14 protein-coding genes are annotated in these 15,273 nt (G+C 67.6%); 4 read left to right on the forward strand and 10 right to left on the reverse strand.

The window, feature by feature from the left end; genetic code table 11:
- Positions 1–176: 176 nt before the first annotated feature.
- The 3 genes from A7X97_RS20590 to ttcA are packed head-to-tail and all read right to left on the reverse strand — an operon-like array spanning position 177 to position 2,878.
- The gene (locus A7X97_RS20590; protein ID WP_061479922.1) at positions 177–956 is read right to left on the reverse strand and encodes a M48 family metallopeptidase; all 780 of its coding nucleotides are present in this window, start codon (positions 954–956) and stop codon (positions 177–179) included.
- Positions 957–1,015: 59 nt separating this feature from the next.
- Complete coding sequence (locus A7X97_RS20595) at positions 1,016–1,921, reverse strand: recombination-associated protein RdgC (RefSeq protein WP_005421064.1); 906 nt, start codon at positions 1,919–1,921, stop codon at positions 1,016–1,018.
- A gap of 36 nt (positions 1,922–1,957) precedes the next feature.
- Positions 1,958–2,878, reverse strand: a complete 921-nt coding sequence (gene ttcA / locus A7X97_RS20600; RefSeq protein WP_172412120.1) for a tRNA 2-thiocytidine(32) synthetase TtcA — start codon at positions 2,876–2,878, stop codon at positions 1,958–1,960.
- A 91-nt stretch (positions 2,879–2,969) separates the two neighbouring features.
- On the opposite strand from ttcA, the gene A7X97_RS20605 reads away from it, so the two are divergent.
- Positions 2,970–3,173: a YdcH family protein gene (locus tag A7X97_RS20605; protein ID WP_005421068.1), complete on the forward strand. Its 204-nt coding sequence runs from the start codon at positions 2,970–2,972 to the stop codon at positions 3,171–3,173.
- Between the two features lie 122 nt (positions 3,174–3,295).
- Here the strand turns inward: A7X97_RS20605 and plsB are convergent, their stop codons facing one another.
- The 5 genes from plsB to A7X97_RS20630 form a co-directional block, all read right to left on the reverse strand.
- On the reverse strand, positions 3,296–5,932 hold the full coding sequence (gene plsB, locus A7X97_RS20610) for a glycerol-3-phosphate 1-O-acyltransferase PlsB (protein ID WP_111008386.1): 2,637 nt from the start codon (positions 5,930–5,932) through the stop codon (positions 3,296–3,298).
- Positions 5,932–6,885 (reverse strand): hypothetical protein, encoded by a 954-nt coding sequence (locus A7X97_RS20615; protein ID WP_111008387.1) that lies wholly within the window; start codon positions 6,883–6,885, stop codon positions 5,932–5,934. The genes plsB and A7X97_RS20615 overlap by 1 nt, the downstream gene beginning before the upstream one ends.
- Before the next feature lie 308 nt (positions 6,886–7,193).
- Positions 7,194–8,015 (reverse strand): S1 family peptidase, encoded by an 822-nt coding sequence (locus A7X97_RS20620; RefSeq protein WP_072167412.1) that lies wholly within the window; start codon positions 8,013–8,015, stop codon positions 7,194–7,196.
- A 218-nt stretch (positions 8,016–8,233) separates the two neighbouring features.
- Positions 8,234–8,959 carry an orotidine-5'-phosphate decarboxylase gene (pyrF, locus tag A7X97_RS20625; RefSeq protein ID WP_005421084.1) on the reverse strand — a complete coding sequence of 242 codons (726 nt, stop codon included), beginning with the start codon at positions 8,957–8,959 and terminating at the stop codon, positions 8,234–8,236.
- Positions 8,956–9,879, reverse strand: coding sequence for a 5'-nucleotidase, lipoprotein e(P4) family (locus tag A7X97_RS20630; RefSeq protein WP_088496792.1), 924 nt, complete (start codon positions 9,877–9,879; stop codon positions 8,956–8,958). Before A7X97_RS20630 ends, pyrF begins: the two co-directional genes overlap by 4 nt.
- 101 nt (positions 9,880–9,980) lie before the next feature.
- Here A7X97_RS20630 and A7X97_RS20635 point away from each other — a divergent pair, with 101 nt between their 5' ends.
- Positions 9,981–10,634, forward strand: a complete 654-nt coding sequence (locus A7X97_RS20635; RefSeq protein ID WP_072167414.1) for a YceH family protein — start codon at positions 9,981–9,983, stop codon at positions 10,632–10,634.
- A 78-nt stretch (positions 10,635–10,712) separates the two neighbouring features.
- On the opposite strand, the gene A7X97_RS20640 is transcribed toward A7X97_RS20635, so the two are convergent.
- Both A7X97_RS20640 and A7X97_RS20645 read right to left on the reverse strand, forming a co-directional pair.
- Positions 10,713–11,237, reverse strand: a complete 525-nt coding sequence (locus A7X97_RS20640) for a GNAT family N-acetyltransferase (protein WP_111008388.1) — start codon at positions 11,235–11,237, stop codon at positions 10,713–10,715.
- 200 nt (positions 11,238–11,437) lie between these two features.
- Positions 11,438–13,414 carry a UvrD-helicase domain-containing protein gene (locus A7X97_RS20645; protein ID WP_072167416.1) on the reverse strand — a complete coding sequence of 659 codons (1,977 nt, stop codon included), beginning with the start codon at positions 13,412–13,414 and terminating at the stop codon, positions 11,438–11,440.
- Between the two features lie 99 nt (positions 13,415–13,513).
- Between A7X97_RS20645 and A7X97_RS20650 the strand changes: the two genes are divergently transcribed.
- Complete coding sequence (locus tag A7X97_RS20650; protein WP_088496794.1) at positions 13,514–14,185, forward strand: SEL1-like repeat protein; 672 nt, start codon at positions 13,514–13,516, stop codon at positions 14,183–14,185.
- Between the two features lie 124 nt (positions 14,186–14,309).
- The gene (locus tag A7X97_RS20655; RefSeq protein WP_008264720.1) at positions 14,310–14,930 is read left to right on the forward strand and encodes a thymidine kinase; all 621 of its coding nucleotides are present in this window, start codon (positions 14,310–14,312) and stop codon (positions 14,928–14,930) included.
- The last annotated feature ends 343 nt before the right edge of the window (positions 14,931–15,273 follow it).

A 15,273-nucleotide genomic window follows, 5' to 3' on the forward strand; every position in this document is an offset into this window, starting at 1 on the left:
TGCGGCTCACGCCCCTGCGCAACCCACCCCGCCCGGCCACGGACAGATTCCGGTGTGCCCACCACGGAAGAAAGAAAGAAGAGCAGGAGCGGGTCGCGCGCTGCGCGCGCTTGTGTAGAGCCGAGCCCATGCTCGGCTGCATTCAACGGCAGCCGAGCGTGGGCTCGGCTCTACAGTTACAGCAGCTGGCGTAGCATGGCTTTCAGGCGCCGGCCTTCCAGCTGGAAGTAGTCGCGCTGTTCGCGCCAGGCAGGGAAACGTTGTTCGACTTCATGCCAGAACGCGGGCGAATGATTCGGCTGGATCAGGTGGCAGAGTTCGTGCACCAGCACGTACTCGAACGCTTCCGGACGACCGAGCACCAGGGCCAGGTCCAGGGCCATGCTGCCATCGGGGGCCAGCGAGCCCCACTGCGAGGACATCACCTTCAGGCGCAGGCGGCTGGGGGCGCGCGGCAGGGTGGGCAGGTACTTCGGCAGCCAGCGGCCGACGTCGGCGCGGGTCTGCGCTTCATAGAACTCGCGCAGCAGGCGGCGCAGCGTGGCGTCACCACCACGGGTCGGCCACTGCACGCAGGCACCGTGCGCGTCGATCTCCAGCCGCGCGTAGCGGCCTTCCTGCCAGCGCAGCGGCAACAGCTCACCGCGCAATGGCAGCACGCCGTCTTCGCCGGGCTGCAGCGGTGCCGGCAGGCCCTGCCCCTGGTACTGGCGCAGCTGCAGCGCCAGCCAGTCGCGGTGCTGTTCCAGGAAGCGCTCGCCCATTACCAGGCTTGCGCGCGGGGGTAACGTCAACCGCGCGCCACGCTCGTCCACGCTCAGCTTGATGCGGCGCGCGCGCGGATCGCGCACGCGCAGCACCTCGATCTCGGCATCCTCCAGGCGCAGGCGAACGGTGTCGCGCTGTACGGTGGCGGGCGGGGTCGGAGTGATCAGGCGGCGCAGCAGACGGCTCATGCGCCCAGCATAGCGCTGCTTCGGGCCGCCGGATGACCGGCGACCGTCGGGCTGCCTGTTCAGTCAGCCTTGCTGAGCTTGAACGCTTCTTCCAGCAACAGGAACAGGCGGCGGATCTCGGCGCTCTGCAGGGCGAAGCGGGCATCGAACTCGGCACGGCGGCCGTCTTCGTCGGCATGCTCCAGCTGGTCCAGGGCGCCGTCGAGAAACTTCAGCTTGCGCACGATCAGGTCGTCGCCGATCACGAACGACAGGTTGTCCTCGAAGATCAGCGCCAGCTTGGTCACCTGCTTGCCGGCGTCCAGGTGCTTGTCGATCTCGTCGCAGCGCAGTTCCTGGTGCTGGCACTTGACCACCGCGCCGCCTTCGACCGGATCCTTCATCTCACACTCTTCGCCCAGGCTCAGTCCGGTCGGCAGCGGCTCGCCGGCGATCCAGCCGGTCAGGATCGAACGCGGCGCGACTTCGGCGTTCAGCGGCATCGCCGGGAAGCTGCCGAGCAGCCCGCGGATGTCGGACATGAAGTATTCGCCGGTCTTGCGGCTGGAGGTATCCACCGCCACGTAGCCGTGCTGCAGGTCGATGAAGGCGTCGTTGCGCGAGGACTTCACGAAGGCGCGCGGCAGCAGTTCATGCAGCAGGTCGTCCTTCATGCGCTTGCGCTCGCGGCCACCCGGGCGCCGCCCTTCCTTCTCCTCGATCTCCTCCAGCTTGCGCTCGAGCAGGTCGTTGACCACCGCCGCCGGCAGGATCTTGTCCTCGCCACCCACGGTCAGCCACAGGTGTTCGGCGATGCGGTGGGACAGCAGTTCCTTCTCCTCGCGGCCGAACGGCGAAATGAAGCCGCGAGAATTCATTTCCAGCGCGCCGACAGGCTTGAGCACGGCGTGCGGCAGCAGGGTATCGACTTCGGAAAAATCGGTGGTGGTCGGGAAACGGAAGAACGTCAGGTTGCGAAAGAACATGGAATTCCGGATGGCGAAGAGGAAGGGCGACCGACCTTAAACGGTGGGCGTCTCGGGATCTGCGTCGGCGTCGGCCGGGGAGCCGGCCAGCCAGGCATGGGCGTCGGGCAGCGGCGTGTCGTCGCGACGGCCCAGCGCCATGAAGTCGAACAGGGTGGTGTCGGCCAGCTGCGAGGGCCGGACTTCACCCATGGCGCGCGCGATCTGCTCGATGCGGCCCGGATGGTCCTTTTCCCACTGCTTGAGCATCAGGCCGACCTGGCGGCGCTGCAGGTTCTCCTGGCTGCCGCACAGGTTGCAGGGAATGATCGGGAACTGACGTGCCTGCGCGTAGTCGACGATGTCGCGCTCGCGCACGTAGGCCAGCGGCCGGATCACCACGTGCCTGCCGTCGTCGCTGCGCAGCTTCGGCGGCATGCCCGCCAGCTTGGCGTGGTGGAACAGGTTCATGAAGAACGTGGCCACCATGTCGTCGCGGTGGTGGCCCAGCGCGATCTTGGTGAAACCGTGGGTCTCGGCGTAGTTGTACAGCGCGCCACGACGCAGGCGCGAGCACAGCGAACACATCGTCTTGCCCTCCGGGATGACCCGGCTGACCACCGAATAGGTGTCCTGCTCGATGATGTGGTACGGCACGCCCAGCCCGGCCAGGTACTCCGGCAGGATGTGCTCGGGGAAGCCCGGCTGCTTCTGGTCCAGGTTCACCGCCACCAGCTCGAACGGCACCGGCGCCTTCTTCTGCAGCTGCAGCAGCACGTCCAGCAGGGTGTAACTGTCCTTGCCGCCGGACAGGCAGACCATGACCTTGTCGCCGGCCTCGATCATGCCGAAGTCGGCAATCGCCTCGCCGACCTGGCGGCGCAGGCGCTTGGCCAGCTTGTGCTGCTCGCGCTCGGCCACGCGTGGATCGCGGGCGGCGCGCGGCTGGGGATCGGGAAGGGAAATCACGGCACTCATGGGTTCCATTCTAACGGCTCGGAGCCGCCCCGGCCGGGGGTCGGGTTTCCCCTCTCCCGGCAGTCATCAACGCTGTGTATGCTCGGAGGCTGTGGATACCTACAGCCCCGCCGAGATCGTCGAGCACCTCGCCGCCCTGCGCGCCGAGCACCGCCTGCTGGATGAACAGATCACCCGCATGGCGGCCAACGGCGAGGACGAACTGGAAGCCAAGCGCCTGAAGCGGCGCAAGCTGCAGCTGAAGGACTGCATCGCCAGGCTGGAAAGCCTGCAGATTCCCGACGAGCCGGCCTAAAGACCGTCCTGGTGGATGCCAACCTTGGTTGGCCTCCCTCTCCGGTAGGTGCCAACCTTGGTTGGCACGGGTGGAAGTGTGCGGAGCAAGGTTCACACCCACCGCAGGAGCCGGCGCTGCCTTCAATCCTGCGGCGCAGGCTCGTCCGGGCGAGCTGCTTCCGGGCTGACCCGCTCGATGGTGTGGCGCAGCTCGCGCCCCAGGATGAACTTGGCGTCCTTGGCCCAGGCATCCAGGCGTTCATCGAACAGCAGCTTGCTGTTCTCGTCCGGCCACACCAGGCGCAGTTCGCGCAGCTTCTGGATGAAGCCGCGGAACAGGGCCTTGTCGAAGAACTCGGGAGCGGCCGGCGCATAGAGCAGGCTCAGGCGCTGCGCGGCCTGCTGGCACAGGCTTTCCAGCTCGGCCGCACCGAGCACGCCCGGGCCGTTCTTCACCAGCACCGAGATGGCGATGTAGTAGCGCTCGAACGCCTGCTGCAGCGAATGGCCGATCGCCCGCAGGCGGAACACCTCGTCGGTCTGCCCGGTGTTGCGTGCCAGGATGCCGCCGTCGTCATCGTTGACGTTCTGCAGCAGGCCTTCGCGCACGAACACATCAATGGTGCGGTCAATGCGCTGCTCGAACTCGTCCTCGCTCCACGGCAGGAACAGCTCGGCCTGCAGGAACGGGTACACCGTGCGGCCCAGCTGGACCAGGCCGGTACGGCTCATGCGGCGGTTGTTCTGGAAGCAGCAGGCCACCCACGACGAGGCGGTGAACAGGTGCACCACGTTGTTGCGGAAGTAGCTGAGCAGCACCGCGGTGTCGCCGCTGACGCTGAGCACATCGCCGAGCGGGTGCTTGATGCGGGTGAGGACGTTGATTTCCTCGGCATGGGCGATGATCCGCTCCGGCGAGTGCGGGGTCACCGTCACCCGGTCCGAGTACGGCATCTCGACCAGCAGCGTCTTGCACAGCTCGATCTGCGCGATCAGGTCGGCCTCGCCCATCGCGTGCTTCGGCGTGGACAGCAGGGCCAGCGCCAGCAGATTGATGGGGTTGACGTCGGCAGCGCCGTTGATGCGCACCTGGATGCGTTCGGCCAGCGTATCCACCGTGGTCGACAGCCAGGCTGGCTTCTCGTCCTCGGACACCGCCTCGCCCTTCCACTCCGGGGCCTTCTCGGCCAGTACGTCGTTCAGCGCGATCGGCTCGCCGAAGTTCACCACCACCTGGCCGTAGTTCTGCTTGAGCACCTTGGGGATGCCCCACAGCAGCGACCAGATCGACTCCTTTTCCTTCGGCCGGCCGGACAGTTCGTCCAGGTAGCTGCCGCCCTCCATCAGCTTCTCGTAGCCGATGTAGATGGGCTGGAACAGGACCGGCTTGCGCGGCTGGCGCAGGAATGCACGCAGCGTCATCGAGATCATGCCGCCCTTGGGCTGCAGCAGGCGCCCGGTACGCGAGCGGCCGCCTTCGACGAAGTACTCCAGCGAATAGCCACCGGCCACCAGCTGCGCGACGTACTCACTGAGCACTGCGGAGTACAGCGCATTGCCACGGATCGAACGGCGGATGAAGAACGCACCGCCCTTGCGCAGCAGGGTGCCGACCACCGGCAGGTTCAGGTTGATGCCGGCCACGATGTGCGGCGGCACGATGCCACGGTCGTACAGCAGGTAGGACAGCAGCAGGTAGTCCATGTGGCTGCGGTGGCTGGGCACGTAGACCACTTCGTGGCCCGGCGCGGCGGCCTTGAACTTGTCCAGGTGGTGCACCAGCACGCCCGCGTAGATGCGGTTCCACACGTGGCTGAGCATGAAGCTGGCCGAGCGCACCACCGGGCTGGAATAGTCCGCAGCGATTTCCCAGGCGTAGGCGTGTGCCTTCTTCCAGGCATCGGCCGGCTTCGAGTTGTCGCGCTTGGCCTGTGCGGCGATCGCTTCGCGGACCGGCTCGGCGGCCAGCACCTGGTCCACCAGCAGGCGCCGGGTCGACAGGTCCGGGCCGATCACCGATTCACGGATGCGGCGGAAATGGGTGCGCAGCACGCGCTGCAGCTTGCGGACCGTGCGCTCCGGCTCCAGGCCTTCGTCGACGGTGCTGCGCAGCGAGATCGGCGGGGCGAAGCGCACGATGGTATTGCGCCCGTTCAGCAGCAACCCCAGCAGGCGGCGGAAGCGGCCCACCAGCGCCCAGTTTTCCGAGAACAGCACCGCGAACCAGCCGCTCTGCTTGTCCGGCGCGCGGCCGACGAAGATCGACACCGGCACCAGGTGCACATCCAGGTCATCGCGCACGCGGTGCGCCTGCAGGACCTTGGCCAGCGAATCAGAGTGGGTCTTGGCGCCGCGCTGCTCGGGAATCAGCGAGTTGCTGGAGCTGCGCCGCGACAGCGCCAGATAGGCGCGCTTGCGGCCGGTCGGATCACCGGCCAGCGGCACCAGCGGCGACGGCAGGCCGGCCTGGCGGCAGGCCTTGTCCAGGATCAGCGCGTTGGACAGGCCGTAGTCTTCCAGCACGTACATGACCGGGCGGCCATCGTTGTACTGGCCCGGGTCTTCCGGTTCGATCTTCAGCGACAGCCACGGCTCGACCAGGCGACCGAGCAGTCGGGCCCACAGTGGACGGCGGCCGGGCGGACGCGCGTGCGCGGGCGGCGGTACCGGGTTCGGGCCGGTACCGGTCGAGGGGGACGCCGGCACCGTATCGGCGGGCGTCGACTGGGATTCTTCGCCGGGGAACGGCAGCGGGTTCTGTTTCGACATCGGCGCCATTATGGCTTAGCCGGCGGTGTTGCCGCTTCCCCACCCTCGGCGGGGGCTTCAGCCGGTGCTGGCGACGCAGCCGCGCGGGCCGCATCGGCCTTGCGCAGCAGCGCGTCGGCGTCGGCCAGGGTGCGGGTCAGGTACCAGTGGCCCTCGCGCCGGCTCAGTGGCAGCTGCAGGGTCATCTCGCCACCGGCCAGGTCGTAGTGCAGGCGCACCAGCGCATTGTCACCTTCCACCGACAGCAGTTCGCCGCGCACGCTGCGCAGCGCGTCGTCCACGCCGAGTCCGTAGCTGCCCAGCACCGCCTTGAGGGTGTGGATGAACGGTGCCAGCTGCTGCAGGCTGCCTTCCATGCCGGCCGCCTGCAGGCCGGCTTCATCATCGAAGCCGACCTTGCTGGCGGCGCCGACCAGCGCGGCGATGGTGCTGCGGGCACGTGCGCGGTCGCTGATCGGGGCAGCCTGCGCCCACCCCGCCAGGGTCTCGACCAGGGCGATGTAGTGGGCCTGCTGGCTGGGCGTGTAGCCCTTCTGGTGGCGCAGGTACTGCACGCCGAAGTTGCCCATCGACTGTGCGGCCTGGCGCACGGCGCCGGCCTGGCCAGCCAGCTGACGATCGAAGCTGCGCTGCAGTTCGGCGCTGGCACCGGGCTTGCGCAGTGCGGCCAGCATCGGCAGCAGCTGGTCGCCCAGTGGCAGCTCGGTCAGCGGCCACTGGCTGTGGCCTTCCACCCACGCCTGCTGCAGGCGCTGGTACTGGCCCGGCGGCACCGACAGCTTTGCGTAGCCGACCAGATCATCTTCGGCCAGGCGCAACGCCATCGCCTGTACTGCAGCCACCGGCTCGGCCGCCGGCCTGGCCGGATCGTTGGCAGACTCGCGGCACCCCGCCACGGCCAGCAGCAGCATGGCCGCCAGCCCCCATCCACGCGCAGACTTTCCTCGCACCGCCACGCTCATGCACTCGGACTCCCCGGACCGGCCCGCATCTTGCGGCCTGCGACGTGACAGCGGCAAGCCGGGACGTCACGGTTTCCAGCCAAGGGGGGCAGATCTCCTCTGCTGCGGGCAGAAGGGATCGCGCCGCCACCGGGATAAAAAAAGAGCCCGGATCACGGGGATCACAGGCTCTTCAAGCCGGCGCGGGGCCGGAGGACAGTGTTGTGGCACATGTCCGGCCCGAGGACCGGATGGCGGCGATCCTACGCTGCCGTTCAAGTTAAGGCAACACTTCACGTAGTGCCATGTATGTATTTGATTTTATTGTATCAATCGCGTTGCCAAACCGCTTCGATGAAATCTACGGCGTGTTTTTCGGCGATTCGGGCATAAATCCCCGGATAGCCGGCCAGCGCACAGCCCTCGCCCCAGCTGACGACACCGAACTGGGTCCAGCCTTCACGCAGGCGCAGCAGCAGGGGGCCTCCGGAATCCCCCTGGCAGCTGTCGATGCCCTCGCGGCCGGCGCAGATGACCTTTCCACGTGACAGTTCACCGCCGTAGGCCTGCTGGCATTCGGTGAAGGAAACGAACGGCACCTGCGCGGTCTGCAGCTGAGTCGGATAGACCCGGCCATCGCCGATGTCGGTGTCTCCCCAGCCGATCACCGTGAATTCACGGCCCGGCTTGAGATAGCTGGCGTCGGGCCGCAGCCGCAGTGCCACCGGCTGTGCGCCGTCCAGCGGTGCGCTGAGCTGGATCAGGGCGACGTCGTGCTCCAGCGAATTGCCGCTGTTGAATGCCGGATGGACGTGGATCGCCTTGACGTTGGACGGTCGTGGCGCGGCGTCGGTGGACAGGGTCGTGACCTTGCCGACAACGGCGATGCCACCAGGCGCTTCGCCCTGCATGCAGTGCGCGGCCGTCAGCACCCACGAGGGCGAGATGAGGGTGCCCCCGCAGAAGTGGCGGTCGTGGTCCGAATCGCCGTCGAAGATGCCCTGGATGCTGACCATGAACGGGTACTCGTCGGCCGGCGCCGCTTCGCCGCCGATGATGCGCGGCGCATCGCGCAGCTGCGGCGCAGCGATGGCGGGTACGGCAGACGCGGCCAACAGCAGGCCGATGAACAAAGAGGTGCTGCGATACATTTCCCTGTACTCCTCTGTCGATGGTTGGAACCGGTGCGGCCGCGGTCCGTACCGGTGCATCGATTGGGGAGCAGTGGAGAGGCCCGCAGCGCGAACGTGCGCACAGTTCTCGTGGCTGGCGCTGCGTGCGACAGATGCAGCCCCACAAATGCGAACGCCATCCCGCATGGATCGGGATGGCGTTCGTGGTGCCAGCGTGACCGGCGTCGGTGGTGGGCTCAGCGTGCAGCCAGAGCCGACGCGATTTCCTGCTGGATCGCCCGCGCTGCGGCCTGCGGATCGGCGGCCAGGCGGATCGGGCGACCGACCACGATGGCATCGGCGCCATCGGCAAAGGCCTGCGCTACGCCAACGGTACGCTTCTGGTCATCGCCGACCGGGCCACCGGGGCGGATGCCAGGGCAGACGATCGAGAATCCGCTGCCGGTGGCTGCGCGGATCGGGCCGGCTTCCTGGCCCGAAGCGATCACGCCATCGATGCCGGCGGCCTGGGCGGCCAGCGCGCGCTCGACCACCACGTCCACCGGTTCGCGGTCGATGCCCATCTGTGCGAGATCGGGGCGCCCCATCGAGGTCAGCACGGTCACTGCCAGCAGGCGCATGTCGCCGCTGTTGGCGGCCGCGCACGCCTCCATCATGGCCGGGTGCCAACCATGGATGGTGGCGTAGCTGACCGGCCACTGCGACAGGCGCTTGATCACCGCCGCAGCGGTGGCCGGAATGTCGAAGAACTTCAGGTCGACGAACACGCGCTTGTCGCGGCGGGCCAGCTCATCGAGCACCTGGAAGTACTCGCCGGAGGCGAGCAGTTCCATGCCGATCTTGTAGAAGGCCACGCTGTCGCCAAGGCGGTCGACCCACGCCAGCGCCTGCGCGCGGTCAGGCACGTCCAGCGCGAAGATCAGGCGCTCGTCGTCGCGCAGCGGCAGTGGCGCGCGGCTCATGGTGCGTAGTCCAGGGCGGCGCGCTTGGCGTCGTGGCGGGCCTGGCGCGACTGGCTGTAATCGTTGTTGAACTGCGCCGGCTCGAAGCCACCGTAGGTCGGGTTCGGCAGCATCCACCAGCGCTCGCCGAACCAGTCGTGGTACTGCTGCAGCAGGGCGTCACGGCCTTCGTTGGTGTTGGTGCTCACTTCCACGAAGTCACCCAGCTGGTCGCCGAACTGCATCAGCACGCGGTACTTCTGCCCGGCCAGGCGGCGGCGGCAGTTCTTCTCGCTGCCGGCCTGCTCGCAGCCCTCGACCACGGTGCCCAGGCCCAGGAACACGCTGTCATCGGCCACCGGCAGGCCCTGCTCGCGCAGGTTGGCCAGGGTCGCGTCCTTCAGGTGCACGGCACGGTTGGAGATGTACAGCAGGGTCACGCCCTTGGCGTTGGCGGCCTTGGCGAAATCAACCACGCCCGGAATCGCCTTGGCCTTCTTTTCGGCCACCCACTGGTCCCAGCTCAGCTCGTCGTATTCCTTGCCGTCGCGCACCAGGCGCGCCTGGTAGGGCGAGTTGTCCAGCACGGTCTCGTCCACGTCCAGCACCACGGCCGGCTTCAGGCCCTTGGCCTCGTTGCCGCGTTCTTCCGGCACCAGTGCGTCCCAGTGGGCCTCCTTCAGCGCCGCATCCAGGCGATCGGCGGCGGCCCGGTAGGTCTGCTCGGTGATCGCCCTGTACTCCTGCGCACGCTGCATCCACAGCACGGCGTTGAGGTTGTCGTTGGCGGTGGCATCACGCGCGCCATCGGCCTCGGCAGCGGCCGCCGGGGCCTCCGGCGCGGCGGCTTCGGCAGCAGGCGCATCCACGCGCTTGCAGGCGGACAGGCCCAGCGCCGCGGTGGCGAGCAGGGTCAGGGACAGGGAAACGGGACGACGCATGGATTCACCGGCAATCAGATATACCGGCGCATTTTACCGGCAAAGGCGGCCTCGGGACGGCTATGCTTGGCGGTTGACCCGTTGCCCTTCCGGAGGCCGCCATGACCGATTCCGTCCAGACCCCCGACGTCCCCCTGCTCGACGCCGTGCAGGCCCGCCTGCTGGGCTGCCTGGTGGAGAAGGAGGCAACCACACCGGACACCTACCCGCTGACGGTCAATGCGGCCCAGTCGGCCGCCAACCAGAAGACAGCCCGCGAGCCGGTGATGAACGTCGACGCCGGCAGCGTGCAGCACGCGCTGCGCCAGCTGGAAGCACTGGGCCTGGCTCGCCAGCACTTCTCCTCGCGCGCCGACCGCTACGAGCACCGCCTGCAGGCCGCGCTGGACCTGACCCGGCAGCAGACCGTGCTGCTGGCGCTGCTGTTGCTGCGCGGTCCACAGACCCTGGGCGAGCTGGTGTCGCGCAGCGAGCGTCTGTACCGGTTCGCGGATATCGACGAAGCCCGCCACGCCATCGAGCGCCTGCAGCAGCGCGCGCTGCTGGTGGTGCTGCCGCGCGCCAGCGGCCAGCGCGAAGACCGCTACATGCACCTGCTGTGCGGTGAAGTGGATGGTGCCGCGCTGGCGGCCAAGTACGCCAGCAGTGGCGGTGGCAGCAGCGATGCGGCCGATCCGGGCCTGGCCGAGCGCGTGGCCCAGCTGGAAACGGCCGTGGCCGAGCTGCAGGCGCAGCTGGCAGAACTGCGCGGTTGAAGGGGTGGGTGCCGACCGTTGGTCGGCACTGCATCTGAATCGTGCCGACCAACGGTCGGCACCTACCAACATCAGGGATCAGACCTCCGCCGCTCCCGGCGTGGCATACAGCCGGCTCGGGCTGTCCACGCCCGGCAGCTGGATCACTCCGCGCTCCTGCATGCCCAGGCCCAGCAGGATCTTCCCGGACACCACGTTGTCCAGATCGGTAATGCCATACAGATCCCGCAGGCCCAGCGCTCCGCGTGCATGCGCGAACACCGCACGCGCCGCCTCACCGGCGTAGCCTTGCCCGGCAAATTCCGAGAGCACCGCATAGCCGATGTCCGGCCCCGGCAGGCCATCACGCCGCACCAGCCCGGCATTGCCCAGCCACGCGCCATCGGACAGCCGCTCGATGGTGTACATGCCGAACCCGTTCAAGGCATAGCTGTGCAGCACCCGCAGCGCGATGTACTCCCGCGCCTGTTCCTCGCTGCGTACGTTGCGGTCACCAATGAAGCGCACGAAGCCCGGATCGTTCAACAGTGCCAACATCGGCACCGCATCGCGGTCGGGCTCGATCGCACGCAGACGCAGGCGTTCACTTTCAATCGGATGCACGCGCAGACCTCCAGCCGAAACCCCGATTCTGCCTCAACCCCCGGCTGTTGAATTTGATTTTCTTTGCATTGCCGTGGAAGGACACGCCCGGGGGTCACTTCAGGGACGGGTTCACGGCGTCCCCCGCGAACCCACCCCGACCGGCCAGCCACCGAACCAACGCGTGCTCCACCACGGAGGGGCGGCGCCGTTGGAGCGCCTTAGTCGAACAACGCCTCGATCGCCGCCAACCCCGCGCTCGCCCGTTCCTTCTTGCGCGCCGCATCGGCCACCGGGTCAGCACCGTCGCGCTGGATCTCCTCGGCCGGGATCTCATCGAAGAACCGGCTCGGCTTCAGCCGCACATGCTCGCCGAACTTGCGCGTGAGCTTGCTGTAACTCATCCACAGCTGGATCTTGGCGCGGGTGATGCCCACGTACAGCAGGCGCCGCTCTTCCTGCAGGTTGCCCTCGTCCAGGCTGACCTGGTGCGGCAACACGCCGTCCTCGCAGCCAACGATGAACACGTACGGGAATTCCAGGCCCTTGGAGGCGTGCATGGTCATCATGCGCACCTGGTTGCCGCCCTCGTCCTTGTCGCTGCGCGACAGCAGCGCCAGCTGTCCGGCCAGGTCGGCCGCAGTGGCGCCGCGCGGGCCGCCCTCGAACCACTGCGCCAGTTCCTCGATGTTGTTGGCGCGGCGCTGGTAACTGGCCTCTTCCTTGGCCTGCTGGCGCAGTTCGCTGAGCAGGCCCGATTCCTTGGCGACCTTGCGGATCATGTCGCCGGAGCTGACCTGGCGCATCTGCGCGCGCAGGTCGCGCAGGATGTCGGTGAAGCGCGCCAGGCTGTTGGCCGCGCGCGGTGGCAGCTGCTGCAGCGCACCGATCGACTCGGCGGCATGCGCCATCGGGATGTCCTTTTCCTGCGCCAGCTCGGCCAGCCTGGCCAGCGTACCGGCACCCACGTCGCGCTTGGGCGACTGCACCGCGCGCATGAACGCGGTGTCATCGTCCGGGTTCACCAGCAGCCGCAGCCAGGCCAGCGTGTCCTTCACTTCCTGGCGTTCCAGGAACATCGTGCCGCCGGTCAGGTGGTAGGGGATGCGCAGCAGCTGCATCGCCTTTTCCAGCGGCCGCGACTGGAAGTTGCCGCGGAACAGGATGCAGAAGTCACTCCACGGCACGTTGCGCGACTGCGCCACGAAGGCGATCTCGGCGGCCACCTTTTCCGCCTCGTGTTCGCTGTTGCGGCATTCCCACACCCGGATGCGCTCACCGTCGGCCTGGTCGCTCCACAGCTTCTTCAGGTGCTCGTGCGGGTTGTTGGCGATCAGCGCATTGGCTGCGCGCAGCACGCGGTTGGAGCAGCGGTAGTTCTGCTCCAGCTTGATGATTTCCAGCGTGGGGTAGTCACGCCCCATCTGCTGCAGGTTCTCCGGGTTGGCGCCACGCCAGGCGTAGATCGACTGGTCATCGTCACCCACGCAGGTGAAATTGCCTTTCTCACCAGCCAGCTGCTTGAGCAGGCGGTACTGCGCGTCGTTGGTGTCCTGGCATTCGTCCACCAGCAGGTAGCCGATGCGCTCGCGCCAGGCCAGGGCGATCTCGGGGTTCTCTTCCAGGATCTGCACCGGCAGGCGGATCAGGTCATCGAAATCGACTGCATTGAACGCGGTCAGCCGCAGCTGGTAGCGCTCGTAGACGCTGGCCGCTTCCTTCTCGCGGTTGCTGCGTGCGGCGGCCATCGCCTGCTCGGGCGACAGCCCGGCGTTCTTCGCGCGCGACACCAGGTTCTTCATGTCCTCGATGTCATCGGGCTTGGCGCCGTGCATCAGGTCCTTGATCTGCGCGGCGGCATCATCGGCATCGAAGATGGAGAAGCCGCGCTTCAGGCCCACGGCGGCATGTTCGATCTGCAGGAACTTCAGGCCCAGCGCATGGAAGGTGCAGATGGTCACCTCGTCAGCGTCCTGCTCGCGCAGGCGCTTGGCCACGCGCTCGCGCATTTCCTTGGCCGATTTGTTGGTGAAGGTGATCGCCGCGATGCGGCGCGCCGGATAGCGGCCACTGCCGATCAGGTGGGCGATCTTCTCCACGATCACCCGCGTCTTGCCGCTGCCGGCGCCGGCGAGCACCAGCAAGGGGCCTTCGATGTGCAGGACGGCGGCGGCTTGGGGGGGATTGAGACCGTGCATGGGGACAGGATTGTAGCGGGGTGCCGGCGGGCCGACCTGACTTGCATGACGCCTGGCCCTAAGGTATTGAGTCGACTCCGGAACACAGGAGCGTGGTCCATGTCGTTGAACATCATCGCCCGCCCGCTGGCGGCTACCCTGCTGGGCCTGCTGGCCGTGCCTGCGGCCGGGTCCAGCCCGGCACCGCCTGCCGACGCCTATGAAACCATCGTGCTGCAGTCGCACGAGTTCCTCGTCTACCATCCGGACCTGCGCTTCCGTGGGCTCGGCATGCAGGCCCGCGAGCGGGGCCGCCACGAAGAGGCCCGCAACGACTTCCGCAATGCCGCGCGCTACGGCGACAAGCTCTCACAGGCAGCGCTGGCCGACATGCTCTGGAACGGGCAGGGCGGTCCGGTCGACCGCGCCCTGGGCTATGCATGGATGGACCTGGCGGCCGAGCGCGGCACCGAATGGCTGGTGGTACAGCGCGAACGCTTCTGGGAGGCGCTGTCCGCCGACGAGCGCGAGCGCGCGGTGCGCGAGGGCCGCGCGCTGTATGCCGAGTTCGGCGATCCGGCCGCGACGCCGCGGCTGGAACGTGAACTGCGGGCCGGCAGCATGCGGCAGACCGGCAGCCGCGCCGGCTGGAACGGCGCCATGCGCAGCCAGGGCCGTGGCGATGCGGGAGCCCGTGTGCTGCAACCGGAAAAGCACCAGTTGGCGCGCTACTGGGACCCGGTGGCCTACCGGCAATGGCAGGACGAGGAGCTGGCCAGATCGGGGCGATGAGCCACGCCGGCCAGGCCATCGTTGCCTCGGCGCTGCTGGCACCTGGGTACGCGACAGCCGGCACGTGATCGCCCGGCCACGGCCGATCCGCGACGGCGGGCCGGGTGGCGACTAGAATTGGCCGATGGCCAAGCTCTACTTCTACTACTCGGCGATGAACGCCGGCAAGACCACCACCCTGCTGCAGAGCGCGCACAACTACCGCGAGCGTGGCATGCGCGTGGCGATCCTGACCCCACGCCTGGACGACCGTGCCGGCGCCGGCGTGGTCGCCTCGCGGATCGGCCTGCGCGCTGACGGCATGGCCTTCGACCGCGATACCGACCTGCAGCGCTGGGTGGAGCAGGATCTGGCAGCCAACGGCCCGATGGGCTGCGTGCTGGTGGACGAGGCGCAGTTCCTGACCCGCGCCCAGGTCTGGCAGCTCAGCGAGGTCGTCGACCAGCTGCGCATTCCGGTGCTGTGCTACGGCCTGCGTACCGACTTCCGCGGCGAGCTGTTCGAAGGCAGCCAGTACCTGCTGGCCTGGGCCGACGAGATGCAGGAAATCAAGACCATCTGCCACAGCGGCAAGAAGGCGACGATGACCGTGCGCGTGGACGAGCATGGCCACGCCGTGCAGGACGGCCCGCAGGTGGAGATCGGTGGCAACGACCGCTACGTATCGGTCAGCCGCGCGGAGTTCAAGAAGATCACCCGCGGCGAAGGGCGGATCGACCCGGCGCAGGCCCCGCTGCCGTTGTAAAGGGTGTTCGGCAGGGCTGCGCCCTGCACCTGCAGAGGCAACAGCAACGTCAACAGCGAAAGCTGGCATTCCGTGGGAAGGCGGGGCACTGTGGGTGTGCGGGGACGGCGCAAGTACGTCCATGTAGCCTTGGTCGCCGCATCCATGCGGCTCACACCCCGCAAACCCACAGTGCCCCGCCTTCGACAATTGGCCGGCGGCCAGTAGATCCACGCCATGAGTGGATGAAATCTGTCAGATATCGAATGAAATTCCGGGGTCAGATCCGTTTTCCTTCGGAAAACGGATCTGACCCCATGAGCTGTTCCGACAGATCGCGGAGGTCTGTCGAAGGCGGGGTGGG

Origin of the sequence: Stenotrophomonas sepilia, assembly GCF_003244875.1 — a bacterium.
In the GTDB taxonomy this organism is placed as follows: domain Bacteria; phylum Pseudomonadota; class Gammaproteobacteria; order Xanthomonadales; family Xanthomonadaceae; genus Stenotrophomonas; species Stenotrophomonas sepilia.